This is a genomic window from Pleurocapsa minor HA4230-MV1 (assembly GCA_019359095.1).
In the GTDB taxonomy this organism is placed as follows: domain Bacteria; phylum Cyanobacteriota; class Cyanobacteriia; order Cyanobacteriales; family Xenococcaceae; genus Waterburya; species Waterburya minor.
On sequence record JAHHHZ010000029.1, the window covers coordinates 1 to 15,211 of the forward strand.

A 15,211-nucleotide genomic window follows, 5' to 3' on the forward strand; every position below is an offset into this window, starting at 1 on the left:
TTTCCTTACCGAATAATCGTCTTGGTGTATTGGCAGCGTATGGAAATTCAACGACTGCATCTTCAGCACACAGATCGAGTAAGGCTCGAACATCTTGGCTCATCAGTGATAAAAAAGTGGAAAATATTTGAGAGATTGTTTGTTGTTCTACATTTGGTATTGGCTGCATTGGATTCTCCTTGTCTGATTTAACTTCAGTGTAATGAGTTCCCACACTCGATTTCTTTCAGATTCTTACGATGATTTATCAGATTCTTATGGTGAAGGGCGAACCTGCTTTAGTGTCATTCCCGTAAATCGCTTAAACTGTTGCGTCAGGTGACTTTGACTGGAAAAACCGACTTTTAAAACAATATCTGCGATAAGCGAAGCTTAACGCCTTTAGGCGTATTGCTGAGACTTGTGAATTCTCCTACAGTCAAACAACGAGTCATTGCAGCGGGTTAAGGCTTCACTTTACGGTCGCTATCTATAGGAAGCATGTGGATCGGTGATACCAGAGGCAATGCGAAGTGCAAGTTGCTCTTCATCCAGCATTTCCAAATCTAAAAGGGCATTATAGGGATTTCCAGCAAGATTAAAGTATTTTGCAAATGCAGGTTCTGTTTTGAATCCTGCTTGCTTGAGATTCCGAATAGCCTGAAATGTTGCATTATCCCCAATTTTGAGTAAGCGATGTTCAACCAGAAGATGACGATAAGCATGTTGTTGAAAAACAGGTTGTGGTTGCCCAAAAATTTCAAGGGAAAAATTAGTTGTCTGATAGTTGATGATGATAGATTCAATATTATTAATCAAATACTGATTTATGGATGGAGTATGTGGCTGTAGTTTATCAATACATTGAACTCTCTGAAGAAAACTTGGAAAGTCGTACACTTCGCAAATAACATCGATATCGCTGTCCTGTATATTAATACCAAGTGGAATGCTTCCTACCAGAACAGGCGAAAATGCTTTAAGGTGCTCGAAGAGTTGTAATTTTTGCAAGATTTGAAATGTGACTTTTTGAGATTCATTTCCGCCACATAGGTATGCGATATCGAACCAATTAAAATTCATATAAGAAAGGCAAAAACAGCCATTGAAAGGTATTCCTATTCATTCCACCAAAATCTCTCAACTACCCGCTTCATGGCGTTACCAACCGCCTACTAATGCTTGAATTTTAGATTCTGCTTCGTCTAGCCCTCGTTTCCGTGCCTCGTCTCCCATGTCTAAACCATTGGCATGAATGAACTGAATATCAGTCACACCCATGAATTGAAAAGCATAACGGAGTGCAGGTTCTTGACAATCCCATCCTTCGTAAGGAGAACCTGCTCCATACTCAACGCCTCGTGATGTGATGAACAAAACCTTTTTACCGTTCGCCAGTCCTTTGACTTGACCATCTTCCTCCGTGAATGTGCGACCCACACGAACAATCTGGTCGATGTAGGCTTTGAAGTTGGACGGAATGCTGAAGTTGTACATTGGCACACTGAAAACATACCGCTCGGCTGCCAGAAACTCATCCACTAACTCATCAGAAAACTTCAGCACTTCAGCCATTTCTGGAGTCAGTGCTTCTGGAGGCGTAAAAACAGCTGCAATCCAGTCTTCGGTGACGTGAGGAACTGGCGTTTGTCTTAGATCGCGATAGGCGATCGCGTCATCAGGATGTAAGTCTTGCCAGGCAACTATAAACTTTTTTGCCAATTGGCGAGATTTAGAGCGATCGCCCCGTGGACTTGAATCAATATGCAATAGATGTGCCATCGCTATGAATTTCCTGCTGAGGTAAAAACATTAAGGGTTTAGTGATATTATAATGAGGTGGTGATGGTGCAATCTCCCGCAGAAGTTTGGAATATTCAGGAATTTTGGAGACATGTAGATTTTTGAGTGCAGCGTCTCGGCTGTCAGGGACTTCTCATCAGAGAGTTCGCTTAGCGTACCAAGCATGAATGAGAAAGGTCTGGAAAAACAATACAGGTGTATCGAATCCGCTTGATGCAATGATAGACTCAACTTCCTGGGTTGGTAGTATGGCAACATCCTGCCCGTATGCGCCGATGATCTTTTCAATTTCTTCAGCAGGCATCTCAGAGTATTGAAACATCCGCCGAGTGACTGCCAAAAGGCTTTGGTAAGTGTGAGTAGACATATCGGAAACCAGATCGGAACTCACTAAATATCCATTCGGGCGGAGTCGTGCGCCGATCTGACGGAAAAAGTTGCGTCGCTCTTCTGGCTGCGTTATGAAATGAGAAACCCAAATACAGGTTGCTGCATCGAAAGCGTCGGATAAGGGAAGGGAATCGAGATAACCTTCGTGGAACGTGCAACGTGATGCAATCCCATACTCCTCGGCTTTCTGACGGCAAATATCTAGCATCGGTGTTGCAGGCTCTACCGCAGTAAACTGCCACTGCGAAAAATGTTGAGCCAGGTAAATCAATTCCCTGCCTGTTCCCACACCGACACAGAGAATTCGTGCGTCGTCAGGAAGTTCAGAAAGCACCATGCAGATCGACAGATCGAGTCCATTGCGCATCGGAGCCAATTTAGCGAATTGCTTGTCATGTTTAGAAGCGCGTTCTTGGTCAAAAACAATAGTTGATTCTTGGTTTTTCATAAAGCAAAAAATGAGTTAATGAAATAGGCGATCAATTTCTCATGGAGAAGGGCGAACTTGTTTCGGTGTAAGGTTATACTGCCTCCACTGAAAACCTTCGTTATAACCTCTTCGGTAGTAAAGAAAAATACTGAGCAACCAGTGTTGAAGAGGTGGAAGGTGCTTCAGAGAGCCATTTCTCCAGCCTATAAAGTAGAGCTTGTACAAGAAGCCCATTCGTTTAATATACATTGCATAACTCCAATAATTAATTTCTAAGTGCGTGTTGTCATTTAGCGGAATACATTACTTTTTTAGCTTTCAACTATTAGCTATTAGCCCTTCGGGTACTCTTCCTTAAAAGAATTTGATGATCGACGGCAAAAAAGGCGATCGCTCATTAGCTTGTTGTGTATCCACCATCAATAACCAAAGGTTGTCCAGTGATGTAGCTGGCAGCATCAGAACAAAGAAACACAACGGTTTGAGCGACTTCTTCTGCCTGAGCAATGCGCTCCATCGGAATCATAGCTGTAACATCATCAGCCGTAATGCTCATTTTCTTAAAGACACGATCTAGCCCCTCAGTCGCAATATTTCCAGGATTCACCGCATTAATCCGAATGCCTTGCTTGGCATAGTCAAGGGCAGCCGATCTCGTTAGCCCCATAACGGCATGTTTACTCGCGCTGTAAGGAGAACCTCTTGAAAATCCAACCAAACCCGCAATTGAGGAGTTATTAACGATTGCGCCAGATCCTTGAGATAACATCTGCTGGATTTCATATTTCATGCACAGAAACAGTCCGCGCACATTAATCGCCATCAGTTTGTCAAACTCTTCGCTCGATTGAGAGTGTAAAGGTTTAATGACTCCCTCATTACCTACATTATTGAAAGCACAGTCGAGTCGTCCATAGGTTTCGACTGTCTTTTGCACTAACGCTTTAATTTCTTCCTCATTAGAGGCATCTGAAGGGACATATAAGCATTCAGCACCCGTTTCGCGAATCAATTTGGCAGTTTTTTCTCCTTCTGCATCGCATCTACCTGAGAACACCACTTTTGCCCCAGCAACACCGAGCGCAAGTGCCGTGGCTTTGCCAATTCCTGAAGTTCCTCCAGTCACTAAAGCAACTTTATTTTTAAGCATCATTGTATTTACCTTATTTTGTGAAAATAGTTGTATTGATTTGAGTGTAATAATTAATAACTCTCAACTTCTTTCAGATTCTTATCACGATTTATTAGATTCTTATGGTGAATGCGGTGGCTCAATCAGGCAGCACTCCGCTCGTTAATCGCGCCAGCGATAATCTACAGGCACCCAGGTATAACTTCGATCTTCTGCACGGATATGCCCTACTCCTGGAAAAGGCAAATGTGCAGTTGCGATTAAGCGACGTGATTTTTCTAGACGGGCAAACTGTTTCGTCCGTTGTTCTGCTGCTGCCTTGGCATCGACATCGTAGACAACTGCGATCTCAGGATTGGCAAATTGAAGCGAACCGAAGTGAATAAGATCACCGCAAAACTCAATGCTCTCGTCTCCGCTTTCCACAAGATAGAAACTGTGTCCTGGCGTATGTCCTGGGGTGGGGTAGGCGGTAATTCCTGGTAAAATGGCTGTCTCACCAGAAAATGATTTCAGCTTACCTGCATCGAGATACGGCTTAACCGTCTTGACTGCTTCATTGAAATATCTGCGCTCGAGATTCAATCGCTCTGCATTCGTGGGATCGAGCCATAGATCAAGATCGGGCTTGCCAACGTAAACTGTAGCAGTCGGAAACATCAGTTGTCCATTTTCGACTAGACCACCGCTATGATCGGCATGGATATGGGTCAGAAGGATCGTGTCAATCTCATCTGGTGCATATCCTGCTGCCTTTATCGACAGTTGCAGCTTGCCAGCTAGCCCAGGGCCAAACAATTGTCCTGTCCCAGTATCTACTAACACTTGTCGATCTTTGGTATCGACCAAAAAGGCATTGACTGAAGTTTCAACAGGATTCGTCAGAAAGTTGTGATGGAGGAGTTGGTCAACCTCTGTCGAGTTGGCATTAGTTAGTACCCGATCAAGATCTTGTGGTACTGTACCATCGCTAAGTGCCGTAATCGTGAATTCGCCTAACCTAAAAGAGTAGACACCTGGTACTTGAGCTTTGGCAGTTTGATCGGTAGCCATCCCCGCAGAAATAGACGAGGTTGTAATAATTAGCACTGTGGTTATCACAGCTAAAATTGCTTTAAAGAACATGATGTATCCTCGAATTCGAGCGAAATTACAGAAAGGGCAAGGAAGCTACAATGGTTTATGCTTAAAGTTGCTAACCATGTCCTATTTATTTCAAGGGTAATGAGTTTCAGTACTCAATTTCTTTCAGATTCTTACCACGATTTATCAGATTCTTATGAACGCAGTATGTATTTAAACGATTATCTACTCAAATGCGCGATCGCCAAAGGCGTGGCTTCGCCAATTGCGACGCGAAAGACGCGACTTATGAGTTAACCCTACTACCTATTGATGATAGCGTTTACACTGCCGATGGGAGCAACGCCTGACCTTCAAAGTTATTCGGACTACTCCTGACAAAGTTCTGATGGTTCTAAAGTTGTCGTAGTCACTCCACATCTTCTGACCGCAACTGGGACAGTTTTGATGGATATACTCAAGGATAACTTCCTGATTGGCTGTAGAAATTGTTTTATTTTAGATTTTTATGCCAGACAAATCTACAAATTCTCCCCAAGCATCAGCCAAGCGGACTGGTAAGTACTGCTCGATGAATTTTTTACTAGAGGTTGGAGTCAGCTCTAGTTTCTCAAGCATTTTAATACTCATAGCATTGGTATTCATAAGTTTACCCTGCCAATCCTTAAAAAAATCATTGATTGGGGCTTCAATAAAGGAAGTAGAACCGCCGCAGTAGATTACCTGGTCTAATTGATTTAGGGGAGGTAGTTTTTCAATTAACCATCTACTCAATAGCTGCCAATATTCGGTGTCGGCTCGCTCGATTGCGGCTGAAATAGAGGTACGTTCCCGTTCTCTGTGTTGGGGATTGCTGCTACGAATTAAATCTTCAATACGAATACGACTGGTGAAGTCCTTGATAATCTGTTGAGATTGACCATTAACACCGTAGACAGCCTCAGTCACGATCGCCCTTTGGATATCATCTCGATAAAGACCACTACTGTATTTAACGACTAAATCTAGGTAGTTGTAGAATCCCAAATCGGTTGAGTGGGAATGACTATAATTAAACTTGTCATTTTCAATCAAGAGTAGACTAGTATTGCGATAGCCAAACATCAAGTAGGCACTCTTTTGATGATTTTTTTTGTCCTGAGAAAGAGAACGGGATAAATAAGTGTAAACTCCATTTCCTTCTGGTTTGAATTTGACTCCGCAGATGTCTACTTGATAAGACTGTCCGCTATACTCAAAATTAGACAAAGCCTCGGTTAGCTCTGATTTGATGAAGTCTCGATCGTTCATCTCCGACATCGGCAACAGCAATGTCGTATCCAGCTTAAATTGATTAGATAATGATTCATTTTTAGCTATTTGACCAATAACTCCTAAGACCTTGGGAATTAATGATTCGGACTTAAGCTGTTTGATACTGGTTTGGACTTTGGCTTGAACGGCAGAATCTCCTACTAAATAAAAATTTTCGTCTTTGGTCAGTTTAATATAGGATTCTGCTGCACTAGGCTCAATGTTGGTAGGACAAATTACCGAACTGCTGACTAAATGTTTAGGCTTGCCTCGTCTACCTTTAAAGTAAATAGTTTTGATGCAGCTTGTACCAGCGTCTAACACTAAAGTTAAAGTAGGGACTTTAATCGGAGTACTAGAAATAAAATCGGGTTTTATGGCTTGTCTAGTAGTCATTTATTTAAAATTTTGCTGAGGATCGTATGTTGTTTCGTATCTTGCATTAGTTAGCTGCTTACGAAATTCCTCATACATATCCCACATTGTTTCTGTCCAATCATCTTCATTGTCTGGCTGCATTTCAATTAAGGAATTTAGGATACTCAGAGTGTCAGCACCGCTTTTCCATTGTTGAGAGAACTCGTTTATAGCAGCTTCTAATTCTTCCAATGGAGTTAGTTTGGGTAGCTCTGATTCGGTGGGAGCAGATTCTACAGCTTCTTGGATAGATGAAGTAAAGACAGGAACTGGTTGAGGTGCTGGTTGGGCAACAGGAGAATAAGTAGCACTGGGTAGATAGATTGGACTGGACTGAACACTACTTATATTAGTCGATCTAAAGCTCATACCCGAACGATTTTCCAGTATACCTATTGCTGCATAATGATTAGTCATAGCTTCCCAAACTATTTGATTAAAGTATTTATGGTCTTTGGGAATTGCTAAACCCAGATACTGATTGGAAATAGCTTGCGTTATTTTTTGCTGGGTACTTACATGAGGCTTATATTCCTGCATATATGTAATCAAAGATTCTACATCAGGAGATCCTTCAGAACAAAGCTTATAGTGAATTGATTTATAATTTTTCTTTGAGTTCACAGCTATTTTACGTTTATTTATATTTGTCGATTTTTAAAACTATTAACAAGTAAATTTCCCACATTTTATCCGATTAATAATGTTTGCGCTCTGGTGCTATATCTTTAAGAGCCTTGACACGGTCAATAGATAAGCAAATAATCAAATAACAATATGATCGATAGGCGTGGCAAGGTGTTGACTTCTACTCGTCACTGGTAGAAGTTATTTCTTTTCTATAAGCGATCTCTCTGGAGTAGGCAAAATTGATCTGCAAATTGTTTATGCTCGAAATTACTGGCAACATTTTCGACCGCCAATCCTGGTCTTGCCAGCCCTTTACTCAAGAAGTTGCACTGTGCATTACCACTAACGGCAACGTCAGAGCTAACGGCATGGCTGTAATGGGCGCAGGAGTAGCAAAGGCTTGTCGCGATAGGTTTCCTCAAACTCCTGTAATCTTAGGTCAGAAACTTGCGCTTATTGGCAATCAAGTACATTACCTATTGACTCATGATAAAACTCATCTTTTGTCCTTTCCCACCAAGCATGACTGGAGGCATCCCTCGGATATGAATTTGATCGTTGCTTCTGCTCGGACTCTAGCTGAATTAGCTAGCTTTCGACCTGACTGCACCTTTGTTCTAACTCGTCCTGGCTGCGGTTGTGGCGGTTTGTCCTGGTTGTCAGTCAAAAATACAATTTCATTCCTGCCAGATAACTGCTGGATCATAGAGCTGTAAGTTTATCTAACCTTTAATTTTTGTATTGAGCTTAAAAATTAATCGACGCTATTTGACGCTACCTAGCCGAATTCTACGCTACTTAAGGTCGATTTGCGTAAAACTAGAGTCGCAATATCAGTCTGTACCTGTCCTTAAATGGTTAAAAAAAGCATCATCAGCTGGTTGAAGAGGCGAGCAAAATTGCGTAGATTTGCGCTAACTAGCGTAAATTTGAGTCAAAAAGTTACTACTAATTTCTCTTTAGAATATTCCAATTAAAAAATGATCCAGAAATTAATCAGAGCCACTAAAGATTTCAACAAACCACTTCTTCAAATTTGGTAAACGTTGAATTTGTGTTTCAACTTGTGCCATTGCCTGTGTGGTTAATTTGACTCCTGTAGAATAAACTCGATCAACCAAAGTAACCAGAGGATTTTTACCTTTAAAAGTTAGGGTTGAAGCAAATTTAAGTACAGTATCAACACTATCTAATAAACTACCGCTCCAATGTTGTTCAAGCCATCCAAATGCTCGTTCAATGGGGTTGTATTTGCTGTGGTAGGGTGGATAATAAGCTAATTGGACTGTCAGTTGAAACTTCTGGGCAAATTCCAAAATACGAAACATAAATTGAGTTCGCCGAGAATTATTTTCTGGCCCATTGTCTTGGTTGATAACTATTTTGCGGATGCCAGCAAAACGGTCTTTGACAAGCAACCACCAATCTTCAAGTAGGTCAACGATACAATCAGCAGTCAGTTTGGACTGAACGAAGAATAAAAATAGCTCCCCTCCTTCAGGGAGAAAAATACCGTAAGGAGTTAAAGTCAGGCAATCTGAAAAATCATGGTCTAAAGCGACAGTAGGGACACGAGTTTTTCCGCCTCTGTCAAATTCCCCAACTTTTATTCCGACCTTTGCATCCATAGAAATTCTGAGTGTTGTGGGGTCATCATCCGCTTGCCGATTGAGGCGATTAACTTCTTTAAAGATAGCTCCAGTTTCTGGTATCTCTTTGAGCGGTTTGGTTTTAGCAACTCGCTTTAAGCTATAGCCCAATTGGTTTAATCGTTGTCGAATTACCTCCTGTGAAGGTAGTTCTTCATCAAGATAATCTTTGAGTTCGATCAACTGGCGACGAACCTCTGCTGCCGAGAGGCGAGTATATAACTTCCTACTCTTGAAACTGGGGTCTGTTTGGCTGTGTGGCTCTACAATTGACACGATGTCCGTCAATAACGAAGGTAAGTTTTCTTCAATGCGCTTACGTCCCCTTAGCTTAAATGAATCAGCAATCGACATTCCATGTTTTAATTCTTGCATTCCTTTACGAATAGTACGTCTATTCCAGCCCAATTCCCTTTCTGCGGTTATTTGTCCTCCTCTTCCTAAACTTTTAACTACTTCTGCCATAAATTGTCGTCGATCACTTCCTGTTAATTTTTGAGCTGTTTTGATATAAAGGGATTTAAGGCTGTCGCTTAGTTGGATGAAGGATTCTGAAAACATTGAATAGACTGCACAGTAATTGTTTATTTAGTATCCCACCATTGTGGATCATTTATTTCTTGCAATACTCTTAGTTGATAACCGACTCGAATTAAGACTGCAATGGGGCTGTGAATGCTTGGAGAGCAAGCAGTGCAAGTAGATATATTCTTGGTACTTTAGTACCACAAAAAGAATACTTGCCGCTTGACGGAAATTTAACCCAAATTAAGTAGTTAAGACTATAGCTTGAATATAAGTGGTTATTTTAGATTAAATCATGAAACTTACACAATTCTGCACAGAAATACTTATTTTAATCGGTTCAAATCACAGTCATTTCTTTAAGCGTAAAGGAAAATAAAAAATTAAGTTTTTCCAAAAATGATCATGGCTCATTATCCTAACCAGAAAGGTGAATATAAAACTAAACAAACTTTAATTAAGTGGTATCCTTCAGACTTAGTTAAGATCGATCGCCAAGCCAAAGAGTTTAATTTGACTAGAACCGAATACATAGCCAGATGTGTCTTGGATAGTCCTATTGAGAAAAATCATATATTTAAGGTTAACTGGCAGACCTATCGAGTTATGGGTCAGGTTTCAAGAGAACTAAATCAAATCGGCAATAACATTAACCAAATAGCCAAAGCTTTGCATATAAAACGTCTAGAAGGTGGTGCTGTTCCTGCTCACTATCCTTTACCAAAAGAATTAAGCGCCATTAGCACCTATATCAGCAATGTCAATAAAGAGTTGAATATGCTTCGATTGTTAATGGTAGATAAGGACAAAAAATGATAGGCAACATTACTACAGGTAGAGATTTTTGGGGTATAGTTGACTATCTCCTCGATCCAACAAAGACTCCAATACTTATCGATACTAATTTAGCTGGATTCGACCGCTGCGAGATGATTGCCGAACTCAAGCTTTGTGCCGAACAGAATTATAGATGCCAAAAACCAGTCAAACATATTTCAGTTGCTTTTGCTCCTGAAGATGGAGAACAGGATTATTGGACGGTAAAAGATGTAGCTGACAAGATTAGAGAAGAACTTGGTTACGGTGATAATCAGTTTATGGTAGTACGTCACGATCGCATTGACCCAGGACACGATCGCACTCATAATCACGATCATTTTCATATTTTGATTAATATGATTGATTTTGAAGGTCGCAGAGTTAGGGATAGTTTTGAGCGAAAAAAGCTAGAAAAGATTTTAAGAGAAAAAGAGATCGATCATAATTTGACCCTTGTACCTTCTTCAGACCAACGAGAATATAAGGCAGTCTCTACAGGACAAGTACAGCGGATGATGCGAGAGATTGAAGAATACCAAAAACAAGAAAGAGAAGAAAGACCAAAAGTGCCTTACACGATCAAAATTCAATCAGGTATTGACTTAGCTAGCCATGATAACCCTAGCTTGTCAATATTCATAGCTCGTTTGCAAAGGTTACAGATTGACCCCAAGTTTCGGATTGAAAATAACGTAGTCAAAGGAATTAGCTATAAGCTGCAAAATTTTCAAGTGAGGGGATGTAAACTGCATAATGCAAGTCTACCTAAGCTTCTGTCACACAGGGTAAGTTTCGATCCCGAACGGGATTCCGATGCAATTTCGATGGCTAATCGTGATGAAATAGTTGAATTAGAGCCAAAGCTAGATGTTAGTTGGAATATGATCAATATACGAAATTATATTCCGAAGAAGATGAAGCAAATGCTAGACCAAACCTTTGGCGAGCGGGAATCACATATAGCAAAAGAAGCTCAATCAGAAACAAGAACAACTATTCACACCAAGCCCGAACCTAACTCCGAACAGACTAAGCCAAAAGAGCAAGAATGGGAAATAGGTTGATTTATTTAATTTTATGTAGTTCTAAGAGCAAAACGATGGAAAGAGGACTTTATTTAAGGGGAGTAATGGATTTACTTGGTTTGTCGGAATCAGCCGTAAACAAGCTAGTTAACGATGGACATATCAGTTTTAATCGAATTGGAACTAATGGCAAAAGAGTATTTAATAAAAATACTGTCCAAGAATTTAAGTCTTCTCCAGTCTATCGCTCTTTAAAAAAACAGTCGATCTTTGTCTATTTGCGCTGCACCACTAAAGAACAAGAAGAAACTGTACGCCGTAAGGTTGAGCAATACTGCAAACAGAATAATTTTAAAGCCAACATCATATCTCAGTTAGATCGGGGTAGACAGGAAATAACTCAAGAAAGCTATAGAAAGGCTATTAATTATATATTTGATTCTTCAGGAATTTCAGGACTGATATATTTTGGGGATACAAATGATGTCCTCGAACTAAAAAAAATATTCCAATTAAGAGAAGGAACATTTGTTTATGGCGCTCAAGAAATAGAAATACAAACTTCATCATTAGTGAATGAAGATCTTGAAAAGCTGACTTTTGAGTATGCTTAATGCTGGGTATCCAGTCGCGATCGCGACGCGGAGCTAGTCCTAAAGGATAAGCTTCGCAAATGCTAAAGCACATTGTCCTAAAGGATACACCTTCGGATATACCCTTGTCCTAAAGGATACACCTTCGTGACCGTAGGGAATCCTTTAGGGCAAATGGTATACCGCTTCGCGACACGAAGTTAATCCTTTAGGGCTTTCCTATCAAACAAAATCATCTGTTAGAGAAAATCTATTTTATGTTCCCAATCGGAGACTAGATACCAGTTGCTCTTGTAAAATACTTGCTTACCAAATTTCATACTTGAGTCTTTCGGTCAGACTTCTTAAGGCGGAGCCTGTTCTGATTTAGCGTGATTGTAGCCTTGTCAGGCTGGAGTGAATGAAATTTTACCAAATTTGAGTTAATGATTTTAGGTTTTACAGGACATAGACCTGCTTCCTTGCCAGGTAATTATTCGCAACATACCGATCGAGCTTTGCTAAGTACTGCTGATTTTATTTTGACTAAGTATAAACCTGAAAAAGTTATATCAGGTATGGCTTTGGGTTGGGATATCGCTGTAGCTCAGTGTGCCATAAATCGCGGTGTCGGTTTGATTGCAGCAATTCCATTTGAGTCTCAAGCCTCTAGGTGGTCTCAGACTAGTCAAACTAGATATCGAAGGCTATTAAATAAAGCCGCTCAAATCGAAGTTATCTCTCCTGGTGACTACAGCCCAGAAGCAATGCAGCTAAGGAATCAATGGATTGTCAATCATTGCGATCGACTAATGGCGTTGTGGCATTCAGAAAAAGGTGGAACTAAAAATTGTGTAGATTATGCTCTAGCGATAAACAGACCCACTTTTAACTGTTGGGCTACATTTAGGTACTTTTATCATCAGCTTTAACAAAAGGCAATAGCTTTAAGCCTGGTCAACGACTGCATATGCCCTAAAGGATTCCCTACGGTCTCGGAGCGGTATACCACGGCACTAGCTTCGCGTCGTCCTTTAGGACGGCGGGCAGCTTGAATTGAATTCAAGCTTCCGCGCAGTTTAATTCCCCCACGAATTTAAGTGGGATAAGACTACTTTGGGGGTTAAATCCCCTACCATGTAAGCCCCGTGCTTATGGCTTATGGCTTATAGCTTATAGCCAGGAGCATAGCTCCTTTAATCAACACAATATTTCAGATTGCCAATTTTACTTCGATCGCAAATCCCTCATAAAAATCCCCTGACTGTACGAGTTCAAAATCACCGAACAGTAGTGAAATAAATACTTGAGCTATAGACAAATTAGTTGCTTTGGCGATCTGAGGTAGAGTACTGATTTTTACATTACTTTCAAGACATTTTGTTACTCGCCGGGTCCAAGCATTGATATCTTCGTCACTCGCTATAGATATAACTTCAGATTTGATTAGATCGAGGTCGAATAAACTTACTGCTTCAGACGAGGTTAAAGATTGAATTTTATGAAATGTTTCTCGCTCGTACTTGACTCTACTGTGAGGTTTCAAATATTTTTGGAGAAAAGTAGTGCTAATACTTTGTTGAGTCAGAGAAGCTAAAAATTGACAAAAGCTATTGTCTATAAGAGTATCCGTTAGATCTACATTATCTTGTTGGGCATTTTCTAAAGCTGCTTCTGCTTGCGCCAGAAGAGTCACACTTCCCTGATAAAACAGTTCACCCGACCGTCGCAATTTGATTTCATCTCTTAAGTGTGATGAATCAATCAAATTGACTTGCTTAATTATATTGTTGAAAGAATAATCCATCATGCTTTGTTCGCGGTCTTGTTGCTAGGCACATTGATCTTGCATTCGGGGCAATCAGCAGGACTTAGCCAATAGATCAGTCCATAACAATCAACCCCATACTCAGTCTCTAGATAATTTAGAAGCTTTTTAATATATTCTTCCAGCTCTAGCTGCCTCAATCCTTGAGTGTGCTGCGGTAACATCTGATGGGATAGCTTGTTGCCTTGATAAATTTTTAGGCTAATCGCGTGAACAAACTGATTCTGCTTGCCATAAATCTCAAGTTCGGCTCGATATGCTTCGGGCAATATCGGCTCTATAGTAGTAATACCTTTTTTCCTAGCATTGTTTTGGCGACGTTTAGCATTAACCTTTCCAGGATTTCTTAAACGACCTCGCTTGATTCGACAGTTATGACCGACATAGCATTCAGGATGTTTTTCTTTAGCTTCTGCCTCTGTACGGTAATTCTTGGCGCAGTAAAGACAAGTTGGGTTAGGTTTTTTGCCCATCACTCAGATTCAGGATCGATATCATTCACTTTAAAGACAAAACTATTTTTAGAGCAGCATCTACCTTTGCTAAATCCTCTTCACTCAAACTACCCCATTTGCGTGACAGACGAGATTTAGCGAGCGCTCTAATTTGTTCGCACTTGATCATACTGTCTTGAGTCAAACCGTTACCATCCGTTGCTTTGACTAAATGGTGGCTAGGATAAATCTTTTTTTCTGGGGTAAATTTAGTAATTGGTACAACTACTACAACAGGAGAGCTGCGGTTAATTACATCTCGACTAACTATTACTATATGCGAAGCGGTATCCTTTAGGACAGGTCGCCTACCAGCTTGCTCTGAATCTTGAGTTGGATCTAAATCTGCCTGATAAATATCTCCTCTAATCATCGTTGGAGGCCGCTACTTCCAGGTCGCTTCGGGTAAACTCTGATTCAATCGCCAACGTCTCGGCTATATAATCTGAATCGCTTGCCATCATTGTAAACTCATTATCGATTAATTCTTCCTTTCTCAGTTCAACCCAATTTTGCAGAGCCTCAATTATAAGCTGATTACGGGTAGCAATTCCTCCGCTACCAACTAGAGCGTCAGCTTCAGCCACTAGAGCATCTGGAATAGTAATAGTAGTACGCATTGATGTTTAAAATGATGTATTTTTTGATATCAATAATTATAGCAAAATAGCAATGATTAAATCAATATACGCTTAAACCCTGTAAATTAATTGATTTCGGCTACTAGCTCTTTGTCTTGTGCGGTGCAATGAAAGAACATGCTAGTTGTTTTTGCGATACACTTCGAGCTACTGGATTATTTATTTAGTAAAGAGAAAACTGTATGAGTACGGGTACTGTAAAGTTCTTCAATGAGGAAAAAGGCTTTGGTTTTATACTTCAAGATGACGGAGGCAAAGATCTTTTTGTTCATGCTTCGGAAATTCAAGGCGATCGCGATACTACTCTCAATGAGGGACAGAAAGTAGAATACGAGGTCGGACAAGGCAAGAAAGGGCCCTGTGCGGTAAACGTTATTCCAAATTGATCTTGCTTCCAAATTTAATATTTCGAGCCTGTTTGATTGAAACTAACATCAAACAGGCTTGACTATTTTGAATTAAACGTTGACTAACCAGGGTAAGGGCAAAAAACAAAAGAGC

The 15,211-nt window shown here is 40.4% G+C and carries 20 protein-coding genes; 6 read left to right on the forward strand and 14 right to left on the reverse strand.

Annotated features, from left to right (window positions below):
- Window positions 1-255 precede the first annotated feature (255 nt).
- From KME09_20550 to KME09_20585, 8 genes are all read right to left on the reverse strand, one after another.
- Window positions 256-363 carry an AraC family transcriptional regulator gene (locus KME09_20550; protein ID MBW4536330.1) on the reverse strand — a complete coding sequence of 36 codons (108 nt, stop codon included), beginning with the start codon at window positions 361-363 and terminating at the stop codon, window positions 256-258.
- A gap of 102 nt (window positions 364-465) precedes the next feature.
- Window positions 466-1,062 carry a DUF4269 domain-containing protein gene (locus KME09_20555; GenBank protein ID MBW4536331.1) on the reverse strand — a complete coding sequence of 199 codons (597 nt, stop codon included), beginning with the start codon at window positions 1,060-1,062 and terminating at the stop codon, window positions 466-468.
- A gap of 78 nt (window positions 1,063-1,140) precedes the next feature.
- Entirely contained in the window at window positions 1,141-1,761 is a 621-nt protein-coding gene (locus KME09_20560) for an FMN-dependent NADH-azoreductase (GenBank protein MBW4536332.1), read from the reverse strand.
- Between the two features lie 157 nt (window positions 1,762-1,918).
- Window positions 1,919-2,620 carry a class I SAM-dependent methyltransferase gene (locus tag KME09_20565; protein MBW4536333.1) on the reverse strand — a complete coding sequence of 234 codons (702 nt, stop codon included), beginning with the start codon at window positions 2,618-2,620 and terminating at the stop codon, window positions 1,919-1,921.
- 379 nt (window positions 2,621-2,999) lie between these two features.
- A complete protein-coding gene (locus KME09_20570; protein ID MBW4536334.1) occupies window positions 3,000-3,755 on the reverse strand; it encodes a glucose 1-dehydrogenase in 756 nt (251 codons plus the stop codon).
- Between the two features lie 141 nt (window positions 3,756-3,896).
- Window positions 3,897-4,859: an MBL fold metallo-hydrolase gene (locus tag KME09_20575; protein MBW4536335.1), complete on the reverse strand. Its 963-nt coding sequence runs from the start codon at window positions 4,857-4,859 to the stop codon at window positions 3,897-3,899.
- Window positions 4,860-5,315: 456 nt separating this feature from the next.
- Window positions 5,316-6,506, reverse strand: coding sequence for a ParM/StbA family protein (locus tag KME09_20580; GenBank protein ID MBW4536336.1), 1,191 nt, complete (start codon window positions 6,504-6,506; stop codon window positions 5,316-5,318).
- Complete coding sequence (locus tag KME09_20585) at window positions 6,507-7,151, reverse strand: hypothetical protein (protein ID MBW4536337.1); 645 nt, start codon at window positions 7,149-7,151, stop codon at window positions 6,507-6,509.
- Between the two features lie 263 nt (window positions 7,152-7,414).
- Between KME09_20585 and KME09_20590 the strand changes: the two genes are divergently transcribed.
- On the forward strand, window positions 7,415-7,873 hold the full coding sequence (locus tag KME09_20590; protein ID MBW4536338.1) for a hypothetical protein: 459 nt from the start codon (window positions 7,415-7,417) through the stop codon (window positions 7,871-7,873).
- A 276-nt stretch (window positions 7,874-8,149) separates the two neighbouring features.
- On the opposite strand, the gene KME09_20595 is transcribed toward KME09_20590, so the two are convergent.
- A complete protein-coding gene (locus tag KME09_20595) occupies window positions 8,150-9,349 on the reverse strand; it encodes an ISAzo13 family transposase (protein MBW4536339.1) in 1,200 nt (399 codons plus the stop codon).
- A gap of 387 nt (window positions 9,350-9,736) precedes the next feature.
- Here KME09_20595 and KME09_20600 point away from each other — a divergent pair, with 387 nt between their 5' ends.
- From KME09_20600 to KME09_20615, 4 genes are all read left to right on the forward strand, one after another.
- Entirely contained in the window at window positions 9,737-10,147 is a 411-nt protein-coding gene (locus tag KME09_20600; protein ID MBW4536340.1) for a MobC family plasmid mobilization relaxosome protein, read from the forward strand.
- Entirely contained in the window at window positions 10,144-11,214 is a 1,071-nt protein-coding gene (locus tag KME09_20605) for a relaxase/mobilization nuclease domain-containing protein (GenBank protein MBW4536341.1), read from the forward strand. Before KME09_20600 ends, KME09_20605 begins: the two co-directional genes overlap by 4 nt.
- 35 nt (window positions 11,215-11,249) lie before the next feature.
- Window positions 11,250-11,789 (forward strand): hypothetical protein, encoded by a 540-nt coding sequence (locus tag KME09_20610; GenBank protein ID MBW4536342.1) that lies wholly within the window; start codon window positions 11,250-11,252, stop codon window positions 11,787-11,789.
- Between the two features lie 404 nt (window positions 11,790-12,193).
- Entirely contained in the window at window positions 12,194-12,679 is a 486-nt protein-coding gene (locus tag KME09_20615; protein MBW4536343.1) for a DUF1273 family protein, read from the forward strand.
- Here the strand turns inward: KME09_20615 and KME09_20620 are convergent.
- The 5 genes from KME09_20620 to KME09_20640 form a co-directional block, all read right to left on the reverse strand.
- A complete protein-coding gene (locus KME09_20620) occupies window positions 12,676-12,813 on the reverse strand; it encodes a hypothetical protein (GenBank protein MBW4536344.1) in 138 nt (45 codons plus the stop codon). The two genes, KME09_20615 and KME09_20620, sit on opposite strands and share 4 nt — an antisense overlap.
- 147 nt (window positions 12,814-12,960) lie before the next feature.
- Window positions 12,961-13,557: an enoyl-CoA hydratase/isomerase family protein gene (locus tag KME09_20625; protein MBW4536345.1), complete on the reverse strand. Its 597-nt coding sequence runs from the start codon at window positions 13,555-13,557 to the stop codon at window positions 12,961-12,963.
- Window positions 13,554-14,048, reverse strand: a complete 495-nt coding sequence (locus tag KME09_20630; GenBank protein ID MBW4536346.1) for a hypothetical protein — start codon at window positions 14,046-14,048, stop codon at window positions 13,554-13,556. The genes KME09_20625 and KME09_20630 overlap by 4 nt, the downstream gene beginning before the upstream one ends.
- Window positions 14,049-14,073: 25 nt before the next feature.
- Entirely contained in the window at window positions 14,074-14,442 is a 369-nt protein-coding gene (locus KME09_20635; protein MBW4536347.1) for a type II toxin-antitoxin system PemK/MazF family toxin, read from the reverse strand.
- Window positions 14,435-14,689 carry a ribbon-helix-helix domain-containing protein gene (locus KME09_20640; GenBank protein MBW4536348.1) on the reverse strand — a complete coding sequence of 85 codons (255 nt, stop codon included), beginning with the start codon at window positions 14,687-14,689 and terminating at the stop codon, window positions 14,435-14,437. The genes KME09_20635 and KME09_20640 overlap by 8 nt, the downstream gene beginning before the upstream one ends.
- 203 nt (window positions 14,690-14,892) lie before the next feature.
- Between KME09_20640 and KME09_20645 the strand changes: the two genes are divergently transcribed.
- The gene (locus tag KME09_20645; protein MBW4536349.1) at window positions 14,893-15,096 is read left to right on the forward strand and encodes a cold-shock protein; all 204 of its coding nucleotides are present in this window, start codon (window positions 14,893-14,895) and stop codon (window positions 15,094-15,096) included.
- The last annotated feature ends 115 nt before the right edge of the window (window positions 15,097-15,211 follow it).